Source organism: Streptomyces avidinii, assembly GCF_045161815.1.
In the GTDB taxonomy this organism is placed as follows: domain Bacteria; phylum Actinomycetota; class Actinomycetes; order Streptomycetales; family Streptomycetaceae; genus Streptomyces; species Streptomyces avidinii.
Genome location: NZ_CP108863.1, coordinates 278,271 through 296,679 on the forward strand (window position 1 = coordinate 278,271; position 18,409 = coordinate 296,679).

Annotated in this window: 21 protein-coding genes; 7 read left to right on the top strand and 14 right to left on the bottom strand. The window is 70.9% G+C overall.

Annotation, left to right across the window (positions count from 1 at the left end; genetic code table 11):
• Positions 1–202: 202 nt before the first annotated feature.
• From OG373_RS01330 to OG373_RS01345, 4 genes are all read right to left on the bottom strand, one after another.
• Positions 203–1,099 (bottom strand): NAD(P)H-binding protein, encoded by an 897-nt coding sequence (locus OG373_RS01330; RefSeq protein WP_405435260.1) that lies wholly within the window; start codon positions 1,097–1,099, stop codon positions 203–205.
• Positions 1,100–1,403: 304 nt separating this feature from the next.
• A complete protein-coding gene (locus tag OG373_RS01335) occupies positions 1,404–1,613 on the bottom strand; it encodes an I78 family peptidase inhibitor (RefSeq protein ID WP_397730364.1) in 210 nt (69 codons plus the stop codon).
• Positions 1,614–1,669: 56 nt separating this feature from the next.
• Positions 1,670–3,034: an AMP-binding protein gene (locus tag OG373_RS01340; RefSeq protein ID WP_405435261.1), complete on the bottom strand. Its 1,365-nt coding sequence runs from the start codon at positions 3,032–3,034 to the stop codon at positions 1,670–1,672.
• 53 nt (positions 3,035–3,087) lie between these two features.
• Positions 3,088–3,735 (bottom strand): endonuclease, encoded by a 648-nt coding sequence (locus OG373_RS01345; protein WP_405435262.1) that lies wholly within the window; start codon positions 3,733–3,735, stop codon positions 3,088–3,090.
• Positions 3,736–3,911: 176 nt separating this feature from the next.
• On the opposite strand from OG373_RS01345, the gene OG373_RS01350 reads away from it, so the two are divergent.
• Positions 3,912–4,514: a DUF2231 domain-containing protein gene (locus tag OG373_RS01350; RefSeq protein WP_405435263.1), complete on the top strand. Its 603-nt coding sequence runs from the start codon at positions 3,912–3,914 to the stop codon at positions 4,512–4,514.
• Between the two features lie 293 nt (positions 4,515–4,807).
• Complete coding sequence (locus OG373_RS01355) at positions 4,808–5,029, top strand: hypothetical protein (RefSeq protein WP_405435264.1); 222 nt, start codon at positions 4,808–4,810, stop codon at positions 5,027–5,029.
• A gap of 70 nt (positions 5,030–5,099) precedes the next feature.
• Here the strand turns inward: OG373_RS01355 and OG373_RS01360 are convergent, their stop codons facing one another.
• Positions 5,100–6,611, bottom strand: coding sequence for a glutamate synthase subunit beta (locus tag OG373_RS01360; RefSeq protein ID WP_405435265.1), 1,512 nt, complete (start codon positions 6,609–6,611; stop codon positions 5,100–5,102).
• 291 nt (positions 6,612–6,902) lie between these two features.
• On the opposite strand from OG373_RS01360, the gene OG373_RS01365 reads away from it, so the two are divergent.
• The gene (locus OG373_RS01365; RefSeq protein ID WP_405435266.1) at positions 6,903–7,292 is read left to right on the top strand and encodes a DUF4265 domain-containing protein; all 390 of its coding nucleotides are present in this window, start codon (positions 6,903–6,905) and stop codon (positions 7,290–7,292) included.
• Positions 7,293–7,473: 181 nt separating this feature from the next.
• Here the strand turns inward: OG373_RS01365 and OG373_RS01370 are convergent, their stop codons facing one another.
• Positions 7,474–8,625 (bottom strand): glycoside hydrolase family 64 protein, encoded by a 1,152-nt coding sequence (locus tag OG373_RS01370; RefSeq protein ID WP_405443895.1) that lies wholly within the window; start codon positions 8,623–8,625, stop codon positions 7,474–7,476.
• Positions 8,626–8,911: 286 nt separating this feature from the next.
• Between OG373_RS01370 and OG373_RS01375 the strand changes: the two genes are divergently transcribed.
• The 3 genes from OG373_RS01375 to OG373_RS01385 all read left to right on the top strand — a co-directional run bounded on the left by OG373_RS01375 (position 8,912) and on the right by OG373_RS01385 (position 10,787).
• Positions 8,912–9,886, top strand: coding sequence for a 5'-nucleotidase (locus OG373_RS01375; RefSeq protein WP_405435267.1), 975 nt, complete (start codon positions 8,912–8,914; stop codon positions 9,884–9,886).
• 91 nt (positions 9,887–9,977) lie between these two features.
• On the top strand, positions 9,978–10,394 hold the full coding sequence (locus OG373_RS01380) for an SsgA family sporulation/cell division regulator (RefSeq protein WP_405435268.1): 417 nt from the start codon (positions 9,978–9,980) through the stop codon (positions 10,392–10,394).
• Between the two features lie 135 nt (positions 10,395–10,529).
• Positions 10,530–10,787: a hypothetical protein gene (locus OG373_RS01385; RefSeq protein ID WP_405435269.1), complete on the top strand. Its 258-nt coding sequence runs from the start codon at positions 10,530–10,532 to the stop codon at positions 10,785–10,787.
• A gap of 5 nt (positions 10,788–10,792) precedes the next feature.
• Here the strand turns inward: OG373_RS01385 and OG373_RS01390 are convergent, their stop codons facing one another.
• The 4 genes from OG373_RS01390 to OG373_RS01405 form a co-directional block, all read right to left on the bottom strand.
• Positions 10,793–11,374: a TetR/AcrR family transcriptional regulator gene (locus OG373_RS01390; RefSeq protein WP_405435270.1), complete on the bottom strand. Its 582-nt coding sequence runs from the start codon at positions 11,372–11,374 to the stop codon at positions 10,793–10,795.
• Between the two features lie 81 nt (positions 11,375–11,455).
• On the bottom strand, positions 11,456–12,346 hold the full coding sequence (locus OG373_RS01395; RefSeq protein WP_397730347.1) for an SDR family NAD(P)-dependent oxidoreductase: 891 nt from the start codon (positions 12,344–12,346) through the stop codon (positions 11,456–11,458).
• A 212-nt stretch (positions 12,347–12,558) separates the two neighbouring features.
• Entirely contained in the window at positions 12,559–12,924 is a 366-nt protein-coding gene (locus OG373_RS01400; RefSeq protein WP_405435271.1) for a darcynin family protein, read from the bottom strand.
• Positions 12,914–13,825 carry an NAD(P)H-binding protein gene (locus OG373_RS01405; protein ID WP_405435272.1) on the bottom strand — a complete coding sequence of 304 codons (912 nt, stop codon included), beginning with the start codon at positions 13,823–13,825 and terminating at the stop codon, positions 12,914–12,916. Before OG373_RS01405 ends, OG373_RS01400 begins: the two co-directional genes overlap by 11 nt.
• Before the next feature lie 113 nt (positions 13,826–13,938).
• Here OG373_RS01405 and OG373_RS01410 point away from each other — a divergent pair, with 113 nt between their 5' ends.
• A complete protein-coding gene (locus tag OG373_RS01410; protein ID WP_405435273.1) occupies positions 13,939–14,886 on the top strand; it encodes a LysR family transcriptional regulator in 948 nt (315 codons plus the stop codon).
• 59 nt (positions 14,887–14,945) lie between these two features.
• On the opposite strand, the gene OG373_RS01415 is transcribed toward OG373_RS01410, so the two are convergent.
• The 4 genes from OG373_RS01415 to OG373_RS01430 form a co-directional block, all read right to left on the bottom strand.
• Entirely contained in the window at positions 14,946–15,284 is a 339-nt protein-coding gene (locus OG373_RS01415; protein WP_405435274.1) for a MerR family transcriptional regulator, read from the bottom strand.
• A gap of 426 nt (positions 15,285–15,710) precedes the next feature.
• Positions 15,711–16,037, bottom strand: a complete 327-nt coding sequence (locus OG373_RS01420; protein ID WP_405443896.1) for an SCO5918 family protein — start codon at positions 16,035–16,037, stop codon at positions 15,711–15,713.
• Between the two features lie 49 nt (positions 16,038–16,086).
• Complete coding sequence (locus tag OG373_RS01425) at positions 16,087–17,640, bottom strand: DEAD/DEAH box helicase (RefSeq protein ID WP_405435275.1); 1,554 nt, start codon at positions 17,638–17,640, stop codon at positions 16,087–16,089.
• A gap of 386 nt (positions 17,641–18,026) precedes the next feature.
• Complete coding sequence (locus OG373_RS01430) at positions 18,027–18,230, bottom strand: cold-shock protein (RefSeq protein WP_004986771.1); 204 nt, start codon at positions 18,228–18,230, stop codon at positions 18,027–18,029.
• Between the last annotated feature and the right edge of the window lie 179 nt (positions 18,231–18,409).

An 18,409-nucleotide genomic window follows, 5' to 3' on the forward strand; every position in this document is an offset into this window, starting at 1 on the left:
GCGCACCGCCATCGCCACAGCCGTCCTCCCCGCAGATGCCCGGGCTGCGCGGGCCGGGCATCCGGCGCCTTCAGAACCCGGTTTTGAACCACGTCCTGGGACGATGCCTTCCTGGCCCACCCCGGCACGACCGGCGACGGCGCCGTCGACACCGCCTCCGTCATGCTCGGAGCGGGGGTGTGCCGGGGTACGGGGCGTGCGCTCAGCGGAAGATGTGGACGTGTTCCTCGGCCCAGTCGTCGAAGGTGCGGGGAGGGCGACCCGTCAGATCGGCGAGGGCGGGGCGCTGGTCGAGCGTCCATTGCGTGAGTTCGTCGAGGTGGAGGGCGTACTCGCGAAGGGCGAAGAGGGTGACCTCGATGCCGTCGTCGGGCCAGCCCTGTTCGTGCCAGGCCTCACGGCCGGCTTCCGGGGTGAGGTCGACGGCGGTGATCGGGCGGCCGGTGGCCCGGGCGATGCTCTCCAGGCGGTCGCGGGTGGAGAGCCGCGGCCCGAGCGCCTCCAGGACCGTACCCACGTGGTCGGCGGTACGGAGCGCCGTTGCGGCCACGGCGGCCAGGTCCTCCTCGTGGACGAACGGGTAGTGGCCGTCCTTGAGGAACGCCTCGCGGACCGTCCCCTCGCGGCGCACGGTCTCGGGCCAGTCCGATCCCGTGGCCGGATAGGTGCCTTCCAGGACCGCGCCCATCACCGCAGACGGCCTGATGTGCGTCCACTCCATCCCCGCCGCCTCGACGGCCCGTTCGACGGCCAACCAGAACCACGTCTCCCGCGGGTAGGCCTCCTCGTACTCGGGCCCGTGCGACGAGAGGGTGACGATCCGCCGCGTACCGGCGGCGCGAGCGAGGCCCAGGACCTCGTGGACCGTGGCCGGTACCGCGCCGGCGAGGAAGAGGGTGTCCGTGCCGGCGAAGGCCTCGGCCCGCTCGGCGGGCCGGGTGACGGAGCCCTCGACCACCTCGGTGCCCGTCGGCCAGTCCACCGCCTGCTCGGGTTCGGCGAGGACGCGGACGCGGTCACCGGCCGCGAGCAGGCGCCGGGCGAGGCGCCGGCCGATGACTCCCGTGGGGCTACTGCCCGCTCCCTTACGGGCGTTCACGGCCGTCAGCAGGTGCAACGGGGACGCGGAGGGGCACGGGGACGGAGCGGAGTGCGACTGGGGAAAGGGAAGGGCTGGAAAGGCAGGAACGGCGGGCACGGCAAGCACCTCCCGTGACGACAACGGAGATCTTGCACCGTTCTCCCCGCCCCGGGGAAAAGGGCTGCGGATCCGGGATGCCAACCCTGGCGCCGACGGCCGACGTGGCACAGGCCGTGCCCGGGCGGAGGGCACGGAACCGGACACAGTGCCACTCGCCACTCGCCACGGGGCGGATCGGCGTACGGCAGCCGACCGCTCGGGGTCAGCCGCTCCAGGCCCTTTGCACCCTGCCGTCCTCGACCTCGAAGTTCAGCCTGCCTTCGAGGTATTCCATGGTGAGCATCGTGCCGGGCCTGACCGTACGCACCGTCGTCCAGCCGCGCGCCAGGGCCCGGCGCTTCGCCTCATCGGTGTCGAGCCCTGTGTAGTGCGCCGGATCGTCGGCGGCGGGTGTGGAAGCGGAAGCAGTCATGGTTCTCCCCTGCCCCACCGAGGTTCCGCGCATGCCCTGCCCGCCGGTGGCCCCTGTCACTCCCCGGCCAGCAGGAGCCGCTTCTGCGGTTTGCCCATCGCATTGCGCGGAACGGCAGCAATGAAACGAACCTCACGCGGCCGCTTGTGCACCGACAGATGCGTGGCGACGAAATCGGTCAACTCGGCGCCCGTGACCCCGTCGGCGACGACGAACGCGACGATCCGCTCCCCCAGGTCGGCATCCGGTACACCGATCACCGCCGCCTCCCTCACCCGCGGATGGTCCAGCAGCGCGTTCTCGATCTCACCCGCCCCGATCCGGTACCCACCCGACTTGATCATGTCGGTGGACGCGCGACCCACGATCCGGTGCACACCGTCCCCGTCGACGGCCGCGATGTCACCCGTACGGAACCACCCGTCCTCCGTGAAGGCGGCAGCTGTGGCCTCCGGCCGGCCCAAGTACCCCGAGAACAGCGTCGGTCCCACCAGCTGGAGCTCACCGATCTCGGCGCCCGGCTCGGCGGCGATACGCGTACGGATTCCCGTGAGCGGGGTGCCGACCGCGCCGGGGCGGACCTCACCGCCCGCCCGCCCGCTCACAGTGATCAGGGTCTCCGTCATCCCGTACCGCTCCACGGGCCGGTGCCCGGTCAGCCGTTCCAGGTCACGGAAGACGGGGGTGGGCAGGGCCGCGCTCCCCGACACCAACAGCCGGGCGCTCGACAACGCGGCCGCCTCCTGCGGAGCGGCGGCGATACGCGACCACACCGTCGGCACCCCGAAGAACAGACTTCCGCCGGCGGTCGCAGCCTCCGCGTACGCCTCCGGCGTCGGTCGGCCCGTATGGACCAGGCGGCTCCCGGTCCGCAACGCCCCCAGAACGCCCAGGACCAGGCCGTGGACATGGAACAGCGGCAGCCCGTGGACGAGCGTGTCCTGCGCGCTCCACTCCCAGGCGTCGGCGAGCGCATCGAGGTCGGCGGTGATCGCGGCGGTGCTGAGGACCACCCCCTTGGGGGCGCCGGTGGTCCCGGACGTGTAGAGGATCAGCGCGGGATCCTCAGGTCCTGCCGTCGGCACGGTGGGTGCGGCCGATGGGGCGGGTGCCCGGCGGGCGAAGTCCACCTCGATGGGACGGGCGCCGGAATCACGCAGGATGTGATCACGTTCGGCGGGCCCGGCATCGGGAGGCAGCGGCACGCACGGCACCCCGGCAAGCAGTCCCCCGACCACCGCGGCGACGGTCTCGAGCGAGGCGGTAGCGGTCACCGCGAACGCCCGCACCGGGCCGAGGGCGGCAAGGTCGGCGGCCACGGCCCCGGCTGCGCCCAGAAGTTCCTCGTAGGAGGCGGTACGACCCGCGACGCTCACAGCGTCCGCGCGATCCCCGAAAACACCCGTCAGGGCGGTCAGCATGACGGCAGCTCCGATCAGCAACGAGCAGAAACAACCGGGCCAGCCTACGGCGATCACACGTGCCGCTTCGCACCCGCACGGGAGGGCGCCCGGTGGAGTTCGTACCGGACCAGGGCAGCCGCCAGCACCGGTAGGTCCTCGGTGTCGACGAGACGTGCCAGCCCCTCGGCCGTGGTCGGCAGACCGAGCGCGGCGGCAGCATGGCGAGCACGGCGGTCGAACGACGGAAGCAGTTCGGGCCATATGCCTTGGGCCTCGCGGCAGAAGATGTCCGCTCCCACCGGCCCGATCCGGTCGACCTCCTGCAGCAGCTCCCGGACGCGGACCGGGTCCCCGTCGGCCGCCTCGCGCAGCCGTCGCAGGTCTCCGCGGTAGCGGTCGAGCACGAACTCGGACCCGGATCCCAGCGCGGTGGCCGTGCTCTCGTCGTACCGGCGGTAGTGGGCCCGGCCGAGGGCGTCCACCCGTTCCTGCCAGGAGGAGGCCGCCATCGCCCGTGGCGTGCGGAGTCCGGCTGCGAAGAGTTCGCGGGCGGCGACCACCGCGATCTCCGCCTTGATCCGAACGGAGAACAACACGCAGAGGGTCAGCAATTGGTAGAGCGGGGCCGGTGTGTTCCGCAGCCGAATGCCGGCTTCATCGGCGTGAGTACGCCCGTACTCACTCAGCAGCTGCCGTACGGCGGCACGTCCCTCGACCATCTCGACGGTCCTTCCTTCGCCGTCCAGGCCCTCCGGAAGCCCTCTGGATGCCCTCCCCCGGCGGCTTTCCGTCGTGGCGGTGTCCAAACCGGGCACCGTACGCCCACCTGTCACCGGGCCCGGAATCCCGAGCGCGGCACGAGGAATGGTCGGCCACCACGGGGTAGGCGCCCTACATGAACACACACATCGACGACAGGACGCCGCACTCCGGGCAGGTCTCTGCCCTGGACAGGGCCTCGGAACGCTGGCTCGGCGCCGTGGCCGCCCTCGAGGAGTCGACGGCGGTGGATCCGGCGATCCGGGCCCTCCAGCGGGGCATCCGCGCCCTTCCCCTGGGTGCCCTGCGCGATCTGCTGCGTGGCGGGCCGCTGGGGCACCCCGCACATCCCATGCTGGTGGAGGTGCCGATGGGGTGCTGGCTGTCGGCCGCCGTGCTGGACACCGTGCCCGGAGCACACCGGTACGCCACGGTCCTGACCGCGGTCGGCCTCGCCGGTGTCGCTCCGGCGGCAGCGGCAGGCTGGGCGGACTGGGCGGAGCTGCCGCCGCGGCAGGCCCGGGTGGGTGTCGCCCACGTGCTGGCCAACGTGGCCGCCGTCGGCTGCTACGCGGTCTCACTGTCCGACCGGCTGCGGGGCCGGGGCGCGCGGGGCCGCATGTGGTCGCTGGCCGGGTTGGGCGCGGCGGCGGTCACCGGGGCTCTCGGCGGGCACATCGCGTACGGCGACCGGACGGAGCCCGGCGGGACGGGAGACGTCATCCGCGCGGTGTCGTAGCCGGGCCTGGGCCGTCTCTTCCGGATCTTGCCGGGCCCGCGGCGTCCGGCACCGCACCCGGCTGCGTTGTCGGTGCGCGCCCGAGTACGTCCAGTACACGGGCGCACCTCCGCCTTGCCGGGCACGGCACCGGACGCCGCGGACTCGGCCGACAAGATCCGAAAGAGACGGCCTGGCGGAACCCACCCGGGTGCCATCCGTTTCCACCGTTTTCCCCCGTGCCGGCGGGTTTCCGGCGCTGAGCTCCGGGCACGCGCCGACTGGGGGATGCCGACGTACAGGGAGGATCCGCCATGGAAGACCAGGGAGGCGCCGGAGGCGCCCCGCTCCACGACCACGACGACGAGCAGAGCCGACGCAGGACACCCCACGTCGCGCCCCGCTCCACGGCGCCCGGCAAGGACGAACCGACCGTTCGCCGGGCGGACACGGACGAGGCCAGCCGCTTGGACCGGCCCGGCGACGACAGCGGGTCCCCGCGCGAAAGGCGCCGGCCCGGACGCGAGCACCACTGACCCGCGAGCACCACAGCGCCGCTGATGGCGCACATGGACGACCACCACCGCATGGCGGCGACCCGGCTCCTCAGAGCCCGTAGCGCATGCGCCCCAAGGCCGTCATCGGCCGGTCATGGGCGGCGACCGGGGCCGGGAGGCAGGTGGAGCCGGTCAGGTAGCGGTCCACCGCTGCGGCCGCCGCGCGGCCTTCGGCGATGGCCCACACCACCAGGGACTGCCCCCTGCCCGCGTCGCCCGCGACGAACACGCCCGGCGCCCGACCGCCTTCCGCCGCGAAGCCGGCGTCCCGCGCGAAGTTACCGCGCTCGTCGAGGTCCAGTCCCAGTTGCCCGCGCAGGCCGCCGGCCCGCTCGGGGCCCGAGAAGCCGAGGGCCAACAGGACCAGGCCGACCGGTATGACCTGCTCGGTGCCGGCCAGCGGGCTGCGGGCCACCGGCTCGACGGCGGTCAGGTGCAGCGCCCGTACCCGGCCCTCTTCGTCCCCCTCGAAGCGCAGGGTGGCGCAGGCGAACAGCCGGGGGTCCCTGCCCGCACGCCCGCGGGCCTCCTCGTGGGCGTGGGATATCCGGTACGTCCGCGGGTACACCGGCCACGGCTCGTCGTCGGTCCGGCCCGCTCCGGGCTCAGGATTGATGTCGAGCTGGAGCACGGAGGTCGCGCCCTGCCGCAAGGCCGTCCCGAGGCAGTCGGAGCCGGTGTCCCCGCCGCCCACGATGACCACGTGCCTGCCCTCGGCGGTGAGGGGGGATACCGGGTAGTCGCCCTCCCGCACCCGGTTGGCGCAGGTCAGGTAGTCAATGGCCTGGTGGATACCGTGCAGCGAACGGCCGGGGACCGGCAGCTCCCGGCGCTCGCCCGCCCCGATCGCGACGACGACGGCGTCGCACCCGCTCCGCAACTCGTCCGCTCCGGCGCCGGTCGCACCGCCGATGTCCTCGCCCGTGGCGAACACCGTGCCCTCGGCCCGCATCTGCTCGATCCGGCGGTCCAGGTGCGCCTTCTCCATCTTGAACTCGGGGATGCCGTAGCGCAGCAGTCCGCCGATCCGGTCGGCGCGCTCGTGCACGGTGACGCGGTGCCCGGCGCGGGTCAGCTGCTGCGCTGCGGCCAGTCCGGCCGGGCCGGAGCCTATGACGGCCACCGTCTTGCCGCTGTGCCTCTCCGGGGCCCTGGGCGTCATGTAGCCGCGTCTCAGACCCTCGTCCGCGATGGCCTGCTCGACGTTCTTGATGGTCACCGGGTCTGCGTTGATCGCGAGGACACAGGCGTCCTCGCAGGGGGCCGGGCAGAGCCTGCCGGTGACCTCCGGGAAGTTGTTGGTCGCGTGGAGCCGCTCGTACGCGGCACGCCAGTCGCCGTGGGCGGCGTACGCGTTCCACTCGGGTACGAGGTTTCCCAGCGGGCAGCCGGTGTGGCAGAACGGGATGCCGCAGTCCATGCAGCGGTCGGCCTGCCGGGAGACGAGGGGCAGCAACGTCCGGCCCGCGTGGACCTCGCGCCAGTCGCCGAGTCTCTCCTCGACGGGGCGGGCGGGCACGGCCTCGCGGGGGATCCTGAGGAAGCCGAACGGATCGGTCACGCGCCGCCTCCCTGGATCGTGCGCGGCGGGGTACACGGCGCGCGCACCGTGTCCCTGGTACGCGCGTTCTATGGCGGTTCGGCCAGATTACGCCGCCTCCGGGGCCCTGCCCAAGGCGAACCGGGAAGGGTGACCGGACGGGCACGGAAAGTGGTCATCGACCGGCGAACGGCGTGGCAGCAGGCGTGTGACACGATCACCCGCATGACGCTCGGCCCTCAGCCTCCGCCTGGTCCTCCGGCTGGTACCCACATACGACTCTTGGCCGGTCACGCCGCGTCCGGGGAGCCTGTGCACGAGGTACTGCCGGCCCGCCGGGTGGAGCCCGACCTGTTCGAACTGGCGGGAAGTCCGGGCCCGGTGCTCGGCTGCGCGGCGGGTGACGTGCTGCGAGTTGCCGATGACGGGCAGTTCGAGGTGGTCGAGCGGGGCGAGAATCTGTGCATCCAGGCCGCCGTCGCGGGGCGCTTGAGCACCGAGTCCTTCGTTGAACTCAGTGAATCGGTCAGCGATCTCGGAGGCCTGGCCGAAGCTCCGCCCAACCTGCGCTTCGTCGTCGTCACGGTCGCACGCGCGGTGGGCACGCCCGCGATCGAGCGGGTCATGAACGCCTGGGCCGCGGGGGGCGACGGGGTCGAGTGGTGGTTCGGCAACGGAGATCGCTCAGACGCCTCCCACTGAGCAGTCATCCTGCCCACCGGATGAAGATGCGCGCGATCAGGAGCCCCGCCCGGCATGCGCGCAGCGGGCCGGCGCAACCGTTGCGACCTGTCCGGAACGTCCAGGCGGTGGCGCGATCACCTGCCGGTGATCGCGCCGACTGCGTGTCGGTCGACGGTCCGACCGGACCGCCGATCGGCTTCTAGTTGAAGGGTTCGAGGGTCATGAAGGCTTCCTGCGGGTTGCCGTCGTGGACCAGCGACTCATGGGCGCCCACGTCGTCGAAGGCGAAGCCGTACGCCTTACCGTCGGCCATCTGTCCGTGGATGATCCGGGAGTAGTGGTTGGTGACGGCGTCACGGTAGAAGTTGGCGTTGTTCGGATCGGGTTGGTTGGGATTGGTCAGAAGCGTCGACCGGTTGAAGCCCGCGCACAGGGTGCGGGAGATCGGGCCGCGAACCTGGTCGTTGGGGGCGTCCAGGAGCTTGTAGCAGCCGAACACGCTGTCGGAGTCCGGCTTCTGGAAGCTCGTGACCACCGCTCCCGAGCCGTTGGTGAAGTTCATGACGTTGCCCGAGACCCGGCCGTAGTACTTGGTGTTCGGCTGGTTCGCGAACGGCGTCACGGTGAGGGTGGAGGAGCCGGAGCCGTATTTGTTCCAGACCCGGTTGATGTAGTCGTTCATGACACCGGCCGATATGCCGCCCGCCTCGATGCCGTGACCGGGCGAGAGCGCGCGCAGCGGCGTGCCGTCGGGGCGGTTCTGGATCAATCCGCCCCAGCCGGCCGAACGCAGCTGGCCGAAGACGGCGTTGTAGCCGCCCGGCTTCAGCCGGCCCGTATTGCTGACCGTGCCGTTGGCTGCTTTGACGCCCACCGCGTACGGAGCGGAGAACATGTCGACCTGGGTGCTGTTGATCCAGAGGCCGGCGTCGTTGAGGGTGTACTCGGACCAGTTGAACAGGATGTTGCGGTTCGGGTCGGATGGGTTCTGCACGGCAGGCTGCACCAGGCCGCCGGTGCTGAGTTTGAAGACGATCTTCTGGCCGATGGAGAAGTAGACCCGCCCGGAGAACTTGGGCATCCGGATCGTCTTGGTCTGCCCGTTGGCCGGACCCGTGATCGATGCGTCGGGCGCGGGCGTGGGGGGATTGCCTCCCACGGGCCAAGGGTGGAAAGTGCCGTTGGCGTCGGCCCAGCCCTGCTGGCCGGTGGTCAGCAGGGTGCCCAGGTTGTAGACGTACACCGGCTCGCTGCGGCCCGAGTTGTTCTTGATCGTGAGGGGGATGGTCGCCGGTACGGCCTCTGCGGACGGTGACAGGCCGAAGACCATCAGTCCGGCGGCGACGGCCATCGCCGAGATGCCGGACACAAGCACCTTCGATAAGCGGAACACGTTCTTCCTCCTTGTGGGGGGCACCTGAGGGTGGGGGCAGGTGCGGTGCTCCCACGCGCCACGCAGTGGCGTATTGACGCATTGACACCTGAGAGCGCTCTCAGCCTCATGCTGTGTTCAACTTCTGTCAATGGATCCGGCGCAGCCCGACGGCTCCGACCGACCTCGCGTCCGGGCACGTTTTCGCTGCCGGCCGGAGGGAGATAAGCATCCCAACCGTGCACCTGTGCCAACCGGGGGCGTCATGAGGTACGACCTGTCCCACCGTCTGGTCGTCGGGATCGCCTCCAGCGCCCTGTTCGATCTCACCGACTGCGACACGGTGTTCCGGGAGGAAGGAGAGGACGCCTACCGGACCTACCAGGCGACTCATGCGGATCACGTCCTGGGCAAAGGGGTCGCCTTCCCCTTCGTCAGGCGCCTGCTGTCGCTGAACGACCTCTCGGAACAGTCCGATCCGCTGGTCGAGGTCATCATCCTCTCGCGCAACGACCCGGACACCGGCTTGCGCGTCATGCGTTCGATCAAGGCGTACGACCTGCCGATCAGCCGGGCCGTCTTTCGGCAAGGGCGCCCCTCGCACCGCTTCATGCCCGCACTGAACATGTCGCTGTTCCTGTCGGCCAACGGACCGGATGTCCGTGACGCGGTCGCGGACGGGCTGCCGGCGGGTCACGTGCTGAGGACCGCACGCATCGACGACGAGACCGACCCCGAACTCCGCATGGCGTTCGACTTCGACGGAGTGGTGGCGAGCGACACCGCCGAACGGATCTACCAGAGCGGCGGAATCGACGAGTTCCGCGCCTACGAGGTCCGCAACGCCACCGCGCCCCACGACCCAGGGCCGCTCCGGGACTTCCTCGCCGGCATCAACCGTGTCCAGCGCCTCGAGGACGACAGGCGCCGCACGGATCCGACGTATCGGCCCCGCCTTCGCGTATCCCTGGTCACCGCTCGGGACGCCCCGGCACACGAACGCGCCCTTCTGAGCCTCAAGGAGTGGGGCCTACGGGTCAACGACGCCTTCTTCCTCGGCGGCATCGAGAAGGCCGCGGTCATGAAGGCCCTCGACCCGCACATCTTCTTCGACGACCAGGTCGCCCACCTGAACGGCACGGCGCAGGGCACTCCCAGCGTTCACATTCCGTTCGGAGTGGCCAACGCAACCCCACCCGCGAGTCGGCGCGGATCCCCCGATCCAGGGCCCACCACCTGACGGGGTCAAGATTCACATGGGTGATCCAGAATGCCGGGCGCGTTCGACGGGTACGCGAGGCCGGTCACCTGTTTGCCACGTGGAGGTCATCTTGCCGTCCGCTCTCTCCGACACGATCTCGACGCACCTGGCCGTGGCCGGCAGCCTTCTGCCGGTGCAGACCCGGGCCGTCTACGACACATCCGACCCCTACGCGGTCCGGTTCGACTTCATGCTCGACGGCTGCCCTCCCATTCGGTGGCACTTCGAGCGGGACATGCTGGCCGAGGGAGTGCATCGCCCGGTGGGGGAAGGTGATGTCAGCCTGCGCCCCCGGTGGACGGGCGGACGTGAAACCCTGGTCATGGAGCTGTGGGGGGACACCCGGGTCGGCTTCGAGTCCGCGGTGCTGATCACCGACTCGACCCAGGTGAGCGACTTCCTCGAGGAGTCCTACCGGTTGGTGGCACGTGGGGCCGAGTCCTGGGACGTCGACGGATTCCTGTACAGGATCCGGTGTGCGGACTGAGCGGACTTCCGGCGGTGGCGGGTCATGGCCGGTGACGCCCGGTGATGGCGGGGCGGATGATCGACCTGCGCGGGGCGCGTCTCTGGGCCATGCTGATGCGACCCCTTGTCTCCCGTTCCGGACTGGAGTTCCGCCGTGCTCGAACGCAAGCGTCTCAAGGATCAGACCGAGATCGAGGTCAGGTTCGTCCTGCCGGCCGAGGTCCCGGCCGGCGACCGGCAGACCCGAACCCGTGGGTCCGAGTACGGGCCCGACGGCGCCAGGACCGCCACCGGCGCCCTGGCGGCCCAGGCCGGTGACCGCTCCTTCCGCTACCTCGCGGCGGGCGACTACTGGTTCGACCGGGACGCCGCCGCCGGTTGCCCGGAGGGCAACCGGCGCATCCGCCCCTGAGCGTCCTACGTGGGCGATGGCGCGGCGCGCAGGCCTTCGAGCAGGGTGGCCAGGTAGCGGTGCACAGCGTCGATCCGGTCGGCCGGAGCGCCCCCGTGGACCTGCGCGGCGTAGGCGATCCCGCACATGAGCGGGACCAGGTCCGCCGGGGCCAGGTCGGGGCGGATGGCCCCGGACCTCCGGGCCCGGTCGAGGAGGGTGGCGCCGGCCGTCCGCACCGAGCTCTTGAGTTCGGTGGTGCGCGGGAGAGCGTCCTCGACCGCTGCGGTGACCGGGGCCAGTGAGGCGTCGGTGACCTGCGTTTCGGCGGTGCGGGTCAGGAAGGTCTGCAGCGCCCGCCACGGGTCGGAGTCGGCCAGCGCCTGCTCGCCGCACGCGGCGAGGGCTTCCAGGCACGGGGTGGCGACGGTCTCCAGCAGGGCCTCGGGCGTGGCGAAGTGACGGTAGACGGTGCCCACCCCGAGTCCGGCGCGGCGGGCGACATCGTTGAGCTGCATCGGTGTGCCTTCGTCGACCAGGGTGCGGGCGACGGCGACGATCCGCTCCCAGTTGCGGGCCGCGTCCTTGCGCAGTGGTGTCGTCGTCATGGGGACATGTTAATCGGATGGCTCATCCGGATGAACCGTCCCGCTGCCCCTTCGCCCGCACCCTCGACGTCGCGTGACAGGTCATGCCACCGCGAGCGGTGCGTACTGCTCGCTGAGGCGGCGTACGGCCGCGGCAACGCCGGGGTCGGTCGCCGCGCGGAAGGGGGGCACAGGGGTGGCCCGGGCCCCGATGACGATGCCGGTCCGCCCCGTCAGGGCGTCGTCGGTGGCGGCGAGGATCGAGGGCCTGGCCGCCACGGACGCCGGACCCGAGGTCGAGCGTTCGAACCTGCGCCGTACCAGCGGCCACAGCAGCCGCAGCGCGGGAGAGACGATCTTCGGGTCGGCCATGGTGCCGTTGGTCATGTCGGTCGCGGCTCCACCGGGGTCGGCTGCGAAGACCGAGACGCCCGTACCGTCCAGCCGATCGGCCAGGTCGAGGGTGTGGGCGAGGTGGGCGAGCTTGGCGCGGCCGTACCAGTGGAAGCCGTAGTAGCCACCTGGCGGCTCCGCGGACTGGAACACCCGCTTCGCGAGACCGACCGCCCCGGAGGTCACGTTCACGATCCTGCTCGGTGCACCGGCCGTCAGGGTGGGCAGCAGCAGCTCGGTCAGCAGGTAGGGCGAGAGGTGGTTGACGACGAAGGATGCCTCGACGCCGCCCAGTTCCCGTCGGTCGGGGAACATCGCCCCGACGTTGTTGACCAGCACGGTCAGCGGTTCGCCCGAGGCGGCGTGGTCTCGGGCGATCCGCTCGGCGAGCGCCCGCACTTCGTCGAGCGAGGCGAGGTCGGCCGCGAGGAAGCGGGCCGGATGGGTCGGGCCCGTGGCGTTGATCCGTTCGACGGCCCGGCCGCCCCGTTCCGTATTGCGTCCGACGACGGTGACGGCGAACCCGGCGGCCGCCAGGCCCAACGCCGTCTCCAGGCCGATGCCGGCTGTTCCGGCCGTCACGACAGCTGTCTTCTTCATGGCTCTCCCACCACGCATCCAAATACGGATAGGTCATCCGCTTGACGTGACCGTAGCACAGATATGGATGACCTATCCGGTTTGAGTGCGGGTGCCGACCATCGGCGGGAGCGAGCGCCCGGCTGCTTCCGCACCGGATCCGAGGTGCGACGCCGCATGCCCCGGCCCGGTCGGGGCCCGGGGGCATGCGGCGTCTCGGGTCGGGTGGCGCGTCAGGTCGTGATGGTGGTGACGGCCTCGACGCCGTAGGTGCGGGCGTAGCCGTTCTCGCTGCCGACAAGGAGGTCGACGACGGTGAAGTAGCGGTCCCAGAAGGGGGTTTCGCGCAATGCGTCGATGAGGAGTCGGTAGGCGTCATGGTCGTCGGCTTCCCAGACCCAGACGTCGGTGACGCGGGTGGAGTAGAACTCCGTGTCGTAGAAGCGTGAACGGACGCCGGTGGTCTTGGCCTTGACTGCGGGGACGACCTGAGTGGCGAAGGCGTTCATGCGTTCCTGGGGGGTCATGGCGAGCCACTCGGGTGTGGTCTTGATGAGTATGAACGCCGTGACCGGCGGTGTGGTCTTCTCAACGGGCATGACGGGCACCTCCCGTGAGGACCGCGGGCCCCAGGGTTTGGGCGCACCAGTGCTGGAAGGTGGTGGGAGAGCCGGTGGCCGGGGTGCGGGTGATGCCTGCGTCGAGGCCCTCGTTCTTGGCCCTCTTCATGTCGACGACGCCCTGGGCGAACGCCTCGTCGAGGCGGTGGCCGAGGAGCTCGGTGTACAGCTCGTCGAGCGGCTGGTGTTCGTAGCGGACGGGGCGGCCGAGTTGTTCGGTCATGATGCGGGCCAGGTCGTTGGGGGAAAGGTCCTCGGGGCCGAGGACGGGGACGCTGTCGTTGCCCGACCATGAGCGGTTGAGCAGCAGGTCGGCGGCGACGGCCGCGATGTCGGCGACGGCGGCGCGGGGGGCCTTGCGGTCGGCCTCGATGGCGTCGGTGAAGACGCCGGTCTCCCGGATCGCGTCCGCGTCCTCGAGAAGGTTCTCGAAGAAGGACGGGCAGGCCAGGGCGCGGTAGGCCGCGCCGGTGCCGGCGATGAGGTCGTCCATGGCGAGGGAAGCGGTGACGAGTCCGGCGCGGTGGGCGACCGAGGTGCCGCGGCCGAGCGCGGAGACGCCGACGACGTGGCCGATGCGGTGGGCGACGAGGGCCTTCGCGGCGGGCCGGGTGAAGCCGCAGTAGGCGTCCTCGGGGGTCAGGGAGGCGTCCGGGGGGACGAGCCAGAACACGGCGTCGGCGCCCTCGAAGGCGCGGTCGACGACCTCCGCGTCGTCGTGCGAGCCGGTGATCACCTCGACGCGGTCGCGCACCGCGTCGGGCAGCCGGGCGGGGTCACGTACGACCACGCGCAGTTCCTCGCGGGCGGGGGCGGACTCCAGGAGCAGGGACAGCAGGTGACTGCCGATGTTCCCGGTGGGAGCGGTGATGACGATCATGGAAACCTCATGGGTGGTGCCGGATCGGGACGACCCCCATCCTGTGGAGCGCAAGAGTGTTGCCACAATGGGAACTTGAGCACGGGATCATTGCCTGAAATGGAATAACGCCTATGAGCAGCAGTGCAGAGCCTGTCATCGACGCCAATCTCGCCGTCGCGTTGGACGCTTTGCTGACCGAGCAGAGCGTCACTCGTGCCGCCGCCCGGCTGCACACGTCGCCCGCCGCCATGAGCCGCACCCTCGCCCGGCTGCGGCGCATCCTGCAGGACCCTCTGCTGGTTCGGGCCGGCCAGGCCATGGTTCCCACTCCCCGGGCCCAGGCCCTGCGCGAGGAGACGGCCGCGGTGGTGCGCCGCCTGGGAGCGCTGCTGGCTCCTGGCGCGGGGGTTGATCCCGCCGTCCTGCGCAGCACCTTCACCCTCCAGGCGGCCGACCTGGTCGGCGCGGCGCTGGCCCCGGGGATGCTGCGGCTGGCCCGGCAGGAGGCACCGGGGATCGCGTTGCGGTTCCGGGCCGAGGAATTGGAGGCCGGATCGGCACTGCGCGACGGCCGGATCGACCTGGAGATCGGGTCCATCGACCACGTGGACCCCGAGACCCGGGTCGAAGAACTGGTCACCCTCCGGATGGCGGCGGCCGTCCGGCCCGGCCACCCTCTGACCGAAGGGACCCTGACCCCGGAGCGGCTCGCTGCCGCCGATCACGTCGTGGTGAGCCGCCGCGGCCGGTTCACCGGTCCCCTGGACGCGGCTCTGGCCGACCGGAACCTCCGTCGGCGAGTCGCTGTCGTGCTCCCCGGCCACATGGCCGCGATGACTCTCGCCGCGTGCAGTGACATCGTCTGCCTCGTCCCCACCGCACCCCCCGGCGGCCTCGGCTCCCCTCTCACCGACGCCGCCACCACTCTGGGCCTTCGGCTCCTCGAGATCCCCCTGCCCCTGCCGCCGCTGACCATCGGCATGGCGTGGCACCCCCGTCACGCCGCCGACGGAGGCCATCACTGGCTCCGCAACGCCGTTCGCCGTACTCTTCACACCCCCGGGGAGTCGACCGCCTGACTACGAAGTCGCCGGACCGGCCCGGCCGGTGCCGTGGAGCCGGTGTCCCCGGCCCGCGCTCAGCGGGAGTCTTCGCTCGCGGCGGTCGCGGCGCGGCGGAACTCGGCGTTGATGCGCTGGGCCTCTTCGAGCTGGTCCTCCAGGATGACGATGCGGCAGGCGGCTTCGACCGGCGTGCCCTGGTCGACCAGCTCCCGGGCGCGGGCCGCGATCCGCAACTGGTAGCGGGAGTAACGGCGATGCCCACCTGCGGAGCGCAACGGCGTGATCAGACGGGCCTCGCCGATGGCGCGCAGGAAACCCGGGGTCGCGCCGAGGAGTTCGGCAGCCCGGCCCATCGTGTAGGCGGGGTAGTCATCGTCGTCCAGCCGGCCGCCGAGCGAGTCATCCGCTGTCATCTGCACCTCTTCTTGGGACGCGTCGAAGGGCCTTGGCGCCGTACGGCACCAAGGCCCTGAAGGAAATTCAACACCATCTACCGGCCTCAGCGCTGCGCCGGCTCTCTGTTTCCGCGTTCGCGCCCTGAACACGGGCGGGAGTGCGGGGATCGGGAATGCCTGACCGGGGACCACCTTCCGTTCGGGGGTCGTGCGGTACCCGGGCGTGAGGTGCCTGCCCGGGCGATCCTGATGGCGTCTGCCTCCTCCGTTCCTTCGATCTTGGCTATGGAAGAAACCATAGGCACGTCACAGCCGGATGTCTACTCTGACGGCGACAGATTTTCTCGTGTTCGACAGCGAGGGATCTGTACTCGAACGGCACAGCAGTGAGGGCCCGACCGCGCATGGCGGTCGGGCCCTCACTGCTGTGCTGCCGGTATGCGGTCAGGCGGAAACCGATACGGGCGCGGGCGCGCCGAGCATCGCCGAGGCGCGCTGGAACGGGGTCAGGGCCGGCGCGGGCTCGGCGGGGGCCTGCGGCAGGCCGTGACAGGTGAAGCCGAGCATGGTCATGGCCCGTACGACCTCCCCGGCGCTGAAGTCCCGGCGGTCCTGGCGCGTGATGACCTGGCCGACCTGCTTGACCGGGTAGATCCGGCGTCCGATGGTCACGGACTCACCGGCGATGGGCTCGGGCTTCACGCCCTTCATCGACTCCAGCACTCCGGCCTTGGTCAGGTCGAACGGGAATCGGGCGATGACGCAGCGCATGATGCCTCGCAAGGAGAGAAGGAGAAGGGGCGCGGAGGTGACGCGGGGTTCACGCCGCCGTGTCGGCGGCGGACTGCCGTACGGGCCTGCGTCGGGCAGCCGCCGCGGGGCGGCGCCGGTTGCGCGAGGCGGATCCGGTGCGCTCGCGCCGCTCGGCCACCGGGGCGGTGATGACGACCGGGATGCCCGAGGGGGCCTGGGCTCCGGTGATCCGGCTCAGGGCCTCTTCACCGGAGCGGACCTGGGTGGTCTGCGGGGTGATCCCGGCCGCAGCCATCAGGCGCGCCATGTCGCGGCGCTGGTTCGGGGTGACCAGGGTGACGACGCTGCCGGACTCACCGGCACGGGCGGTACGGCCGCCGCGGTGCAGGTAGTCCTTGTGGTCGGTGGGCGGGTCCACGTTGACGACGAGGTCGAGGTTGTCGACGTGGATGCCGCGGGCGGCGACGTTCGTGGCGACGAGCACGCTGACGTGCCCGGTCTTGAACTGCGCCAGGGTGCGCGTGCGCTGCGGCTGCGACTTGCCGCCGTGCAGCGCGGCGGCCCGCACCCCGCTGTTCAGCAGGTGGCTGGTGAGCTGGTCCACCGCGTGCTTGGTGTCCAGGAACATGATGACGCGGCCGTCGCGCGCCGCGATCTCCGTCGTGGCCGCGTGCTTGTCGCCGCCGTGTACGTGGAGCACGTGGTGCTCCATCGTCGTCACCGCGGCCGCGGACGGGTCGACGGAGTGGACGACCGGGTCGGTCAGGTAGCGGCGCACCAGCAGGTCGACGTTGCGGTCGAGGGTGGCGGAGAAGAGCATGCGCTGCCCCTCGGGGCGCACCTGGTCGAGCAGGGCGGTGACCTGCGGCATGAAGCCCATGTCGGCCATCTGGTCGGCCTCGTCCAGAACGGTGATGCCCACCTGGTTCAGCCGGCAGTCCCCGCGGTCGATCAGGTCCTTGAGCCGGCCGGGCGTGGCGACGACGACCTCCGCCCCGCCCCGCAGCGCGCCGGCCTGCCGGCCGATGGGCATCCCGCCGACGACCGTGGCCAGCCGCAGCTTGAGCGAGCGGGCGTAGGGGGTGAGGGCGTCGGTGACCTGCTGGGCCAGCTCACGGGTCGGTACGAGGACCAGCGCGAGCGGCTGACGGGGCTCGGCGCGCTGTCCGGCCGTACGGGCCAGCAGGGCGAGCCCGAAGGCCAGGGTCTTTCCGGAGCCGGTCCGGCCGCGGCCGAGGACGTCGCGGCCCGCCAGGGAGTTCGGCAGGGTCGCGCCCTGGATCGGGAACGGCACGGTGACGCCCTGCGCGGTGAGTGCGGCGAGCAGTTCCCCGGGCATGTCGAGGTCGGCGAAGGCCTCCACGGCGGGCAGCGCCGGGGTGATCGTCTTGGGGAGGGCGAATTCGCCCTGGACGGCGGCCGGCCGACGGCCGTACCCGCCCGAGCGGCTCGGGCCACCGGAACGGCCGGAGGAGGCCGGACCGCCGGAACGGCCCGTGGCCGAACGGCCGAAGCGGCCGCCGCTCTTGCCGTATCCGAATCCCGAGCCGGAACCGGAACCTGAACCCGCACTGCTGTTGCGGGTGCGGGCGAATCGTTCGTTCGTGCGTGTGCGGTTCATGCAGAACCTTCCTCGATACGGCTCATATCAAGGAATTCTCGCGGTGGTGCACTGCGCGGAGAATTGCAAGAACGGGCCGAATGGAAATACGAAACAGACCTGGTCGGCCGGAGATCCGGGCGGGTGCAGGTGCTGAAAAAGAGGTGATGCCGACGGGGCGTGAGACCCGGGGTCGGACTCGGGGTGAAACCGGACCCGGACCCGGGCGCAGAAACCCGGCGGGCGTGGCGGCCGGCGCGGCGGCCGACGGAGGATCCGTGTACGGAGGACTGCGGATTCCTCGGCGCGGTCCCCGCAGCCGGTGCGGGGAGGCGCGGAAAAAACGCGTGCAGCTGGGGCCCGCACCCCGAAGGATGCGGGCCCCAGCTACAAAGTGCGCGTCAGCGTCAGGCGGGAACGATGTTCTCGGCCGTCGGGCCCTTCTGGCCCTGCGCGATGTCGAAGCTGACCTTCTGGCCCTCGAGCAGCTCACGGAAGCCCTGGGCGGCGATGTTCGAGTAGTGGGCGAACACGTCAGCGCCGCCACCGTCCTGCTCGATGAAGCCGAAACCCTTTTCCGCGTTGAACCACTTCACGGTTCCAGTAGCCATGTCATATCTCCTTTGGGGCAGTGAATCGGGACCCACACTGTGTCGATCCCGTGTCGCCGCGATGATTGCCCCGTCCGGAAATGACCGGAAAAGTAAAAGCACACCCACGGTGCAAAGACCTGTTGGGGTGCTTGAAGTTTTGGGAACCACAACTGCAACTGAGATCGACAGTAGCACGC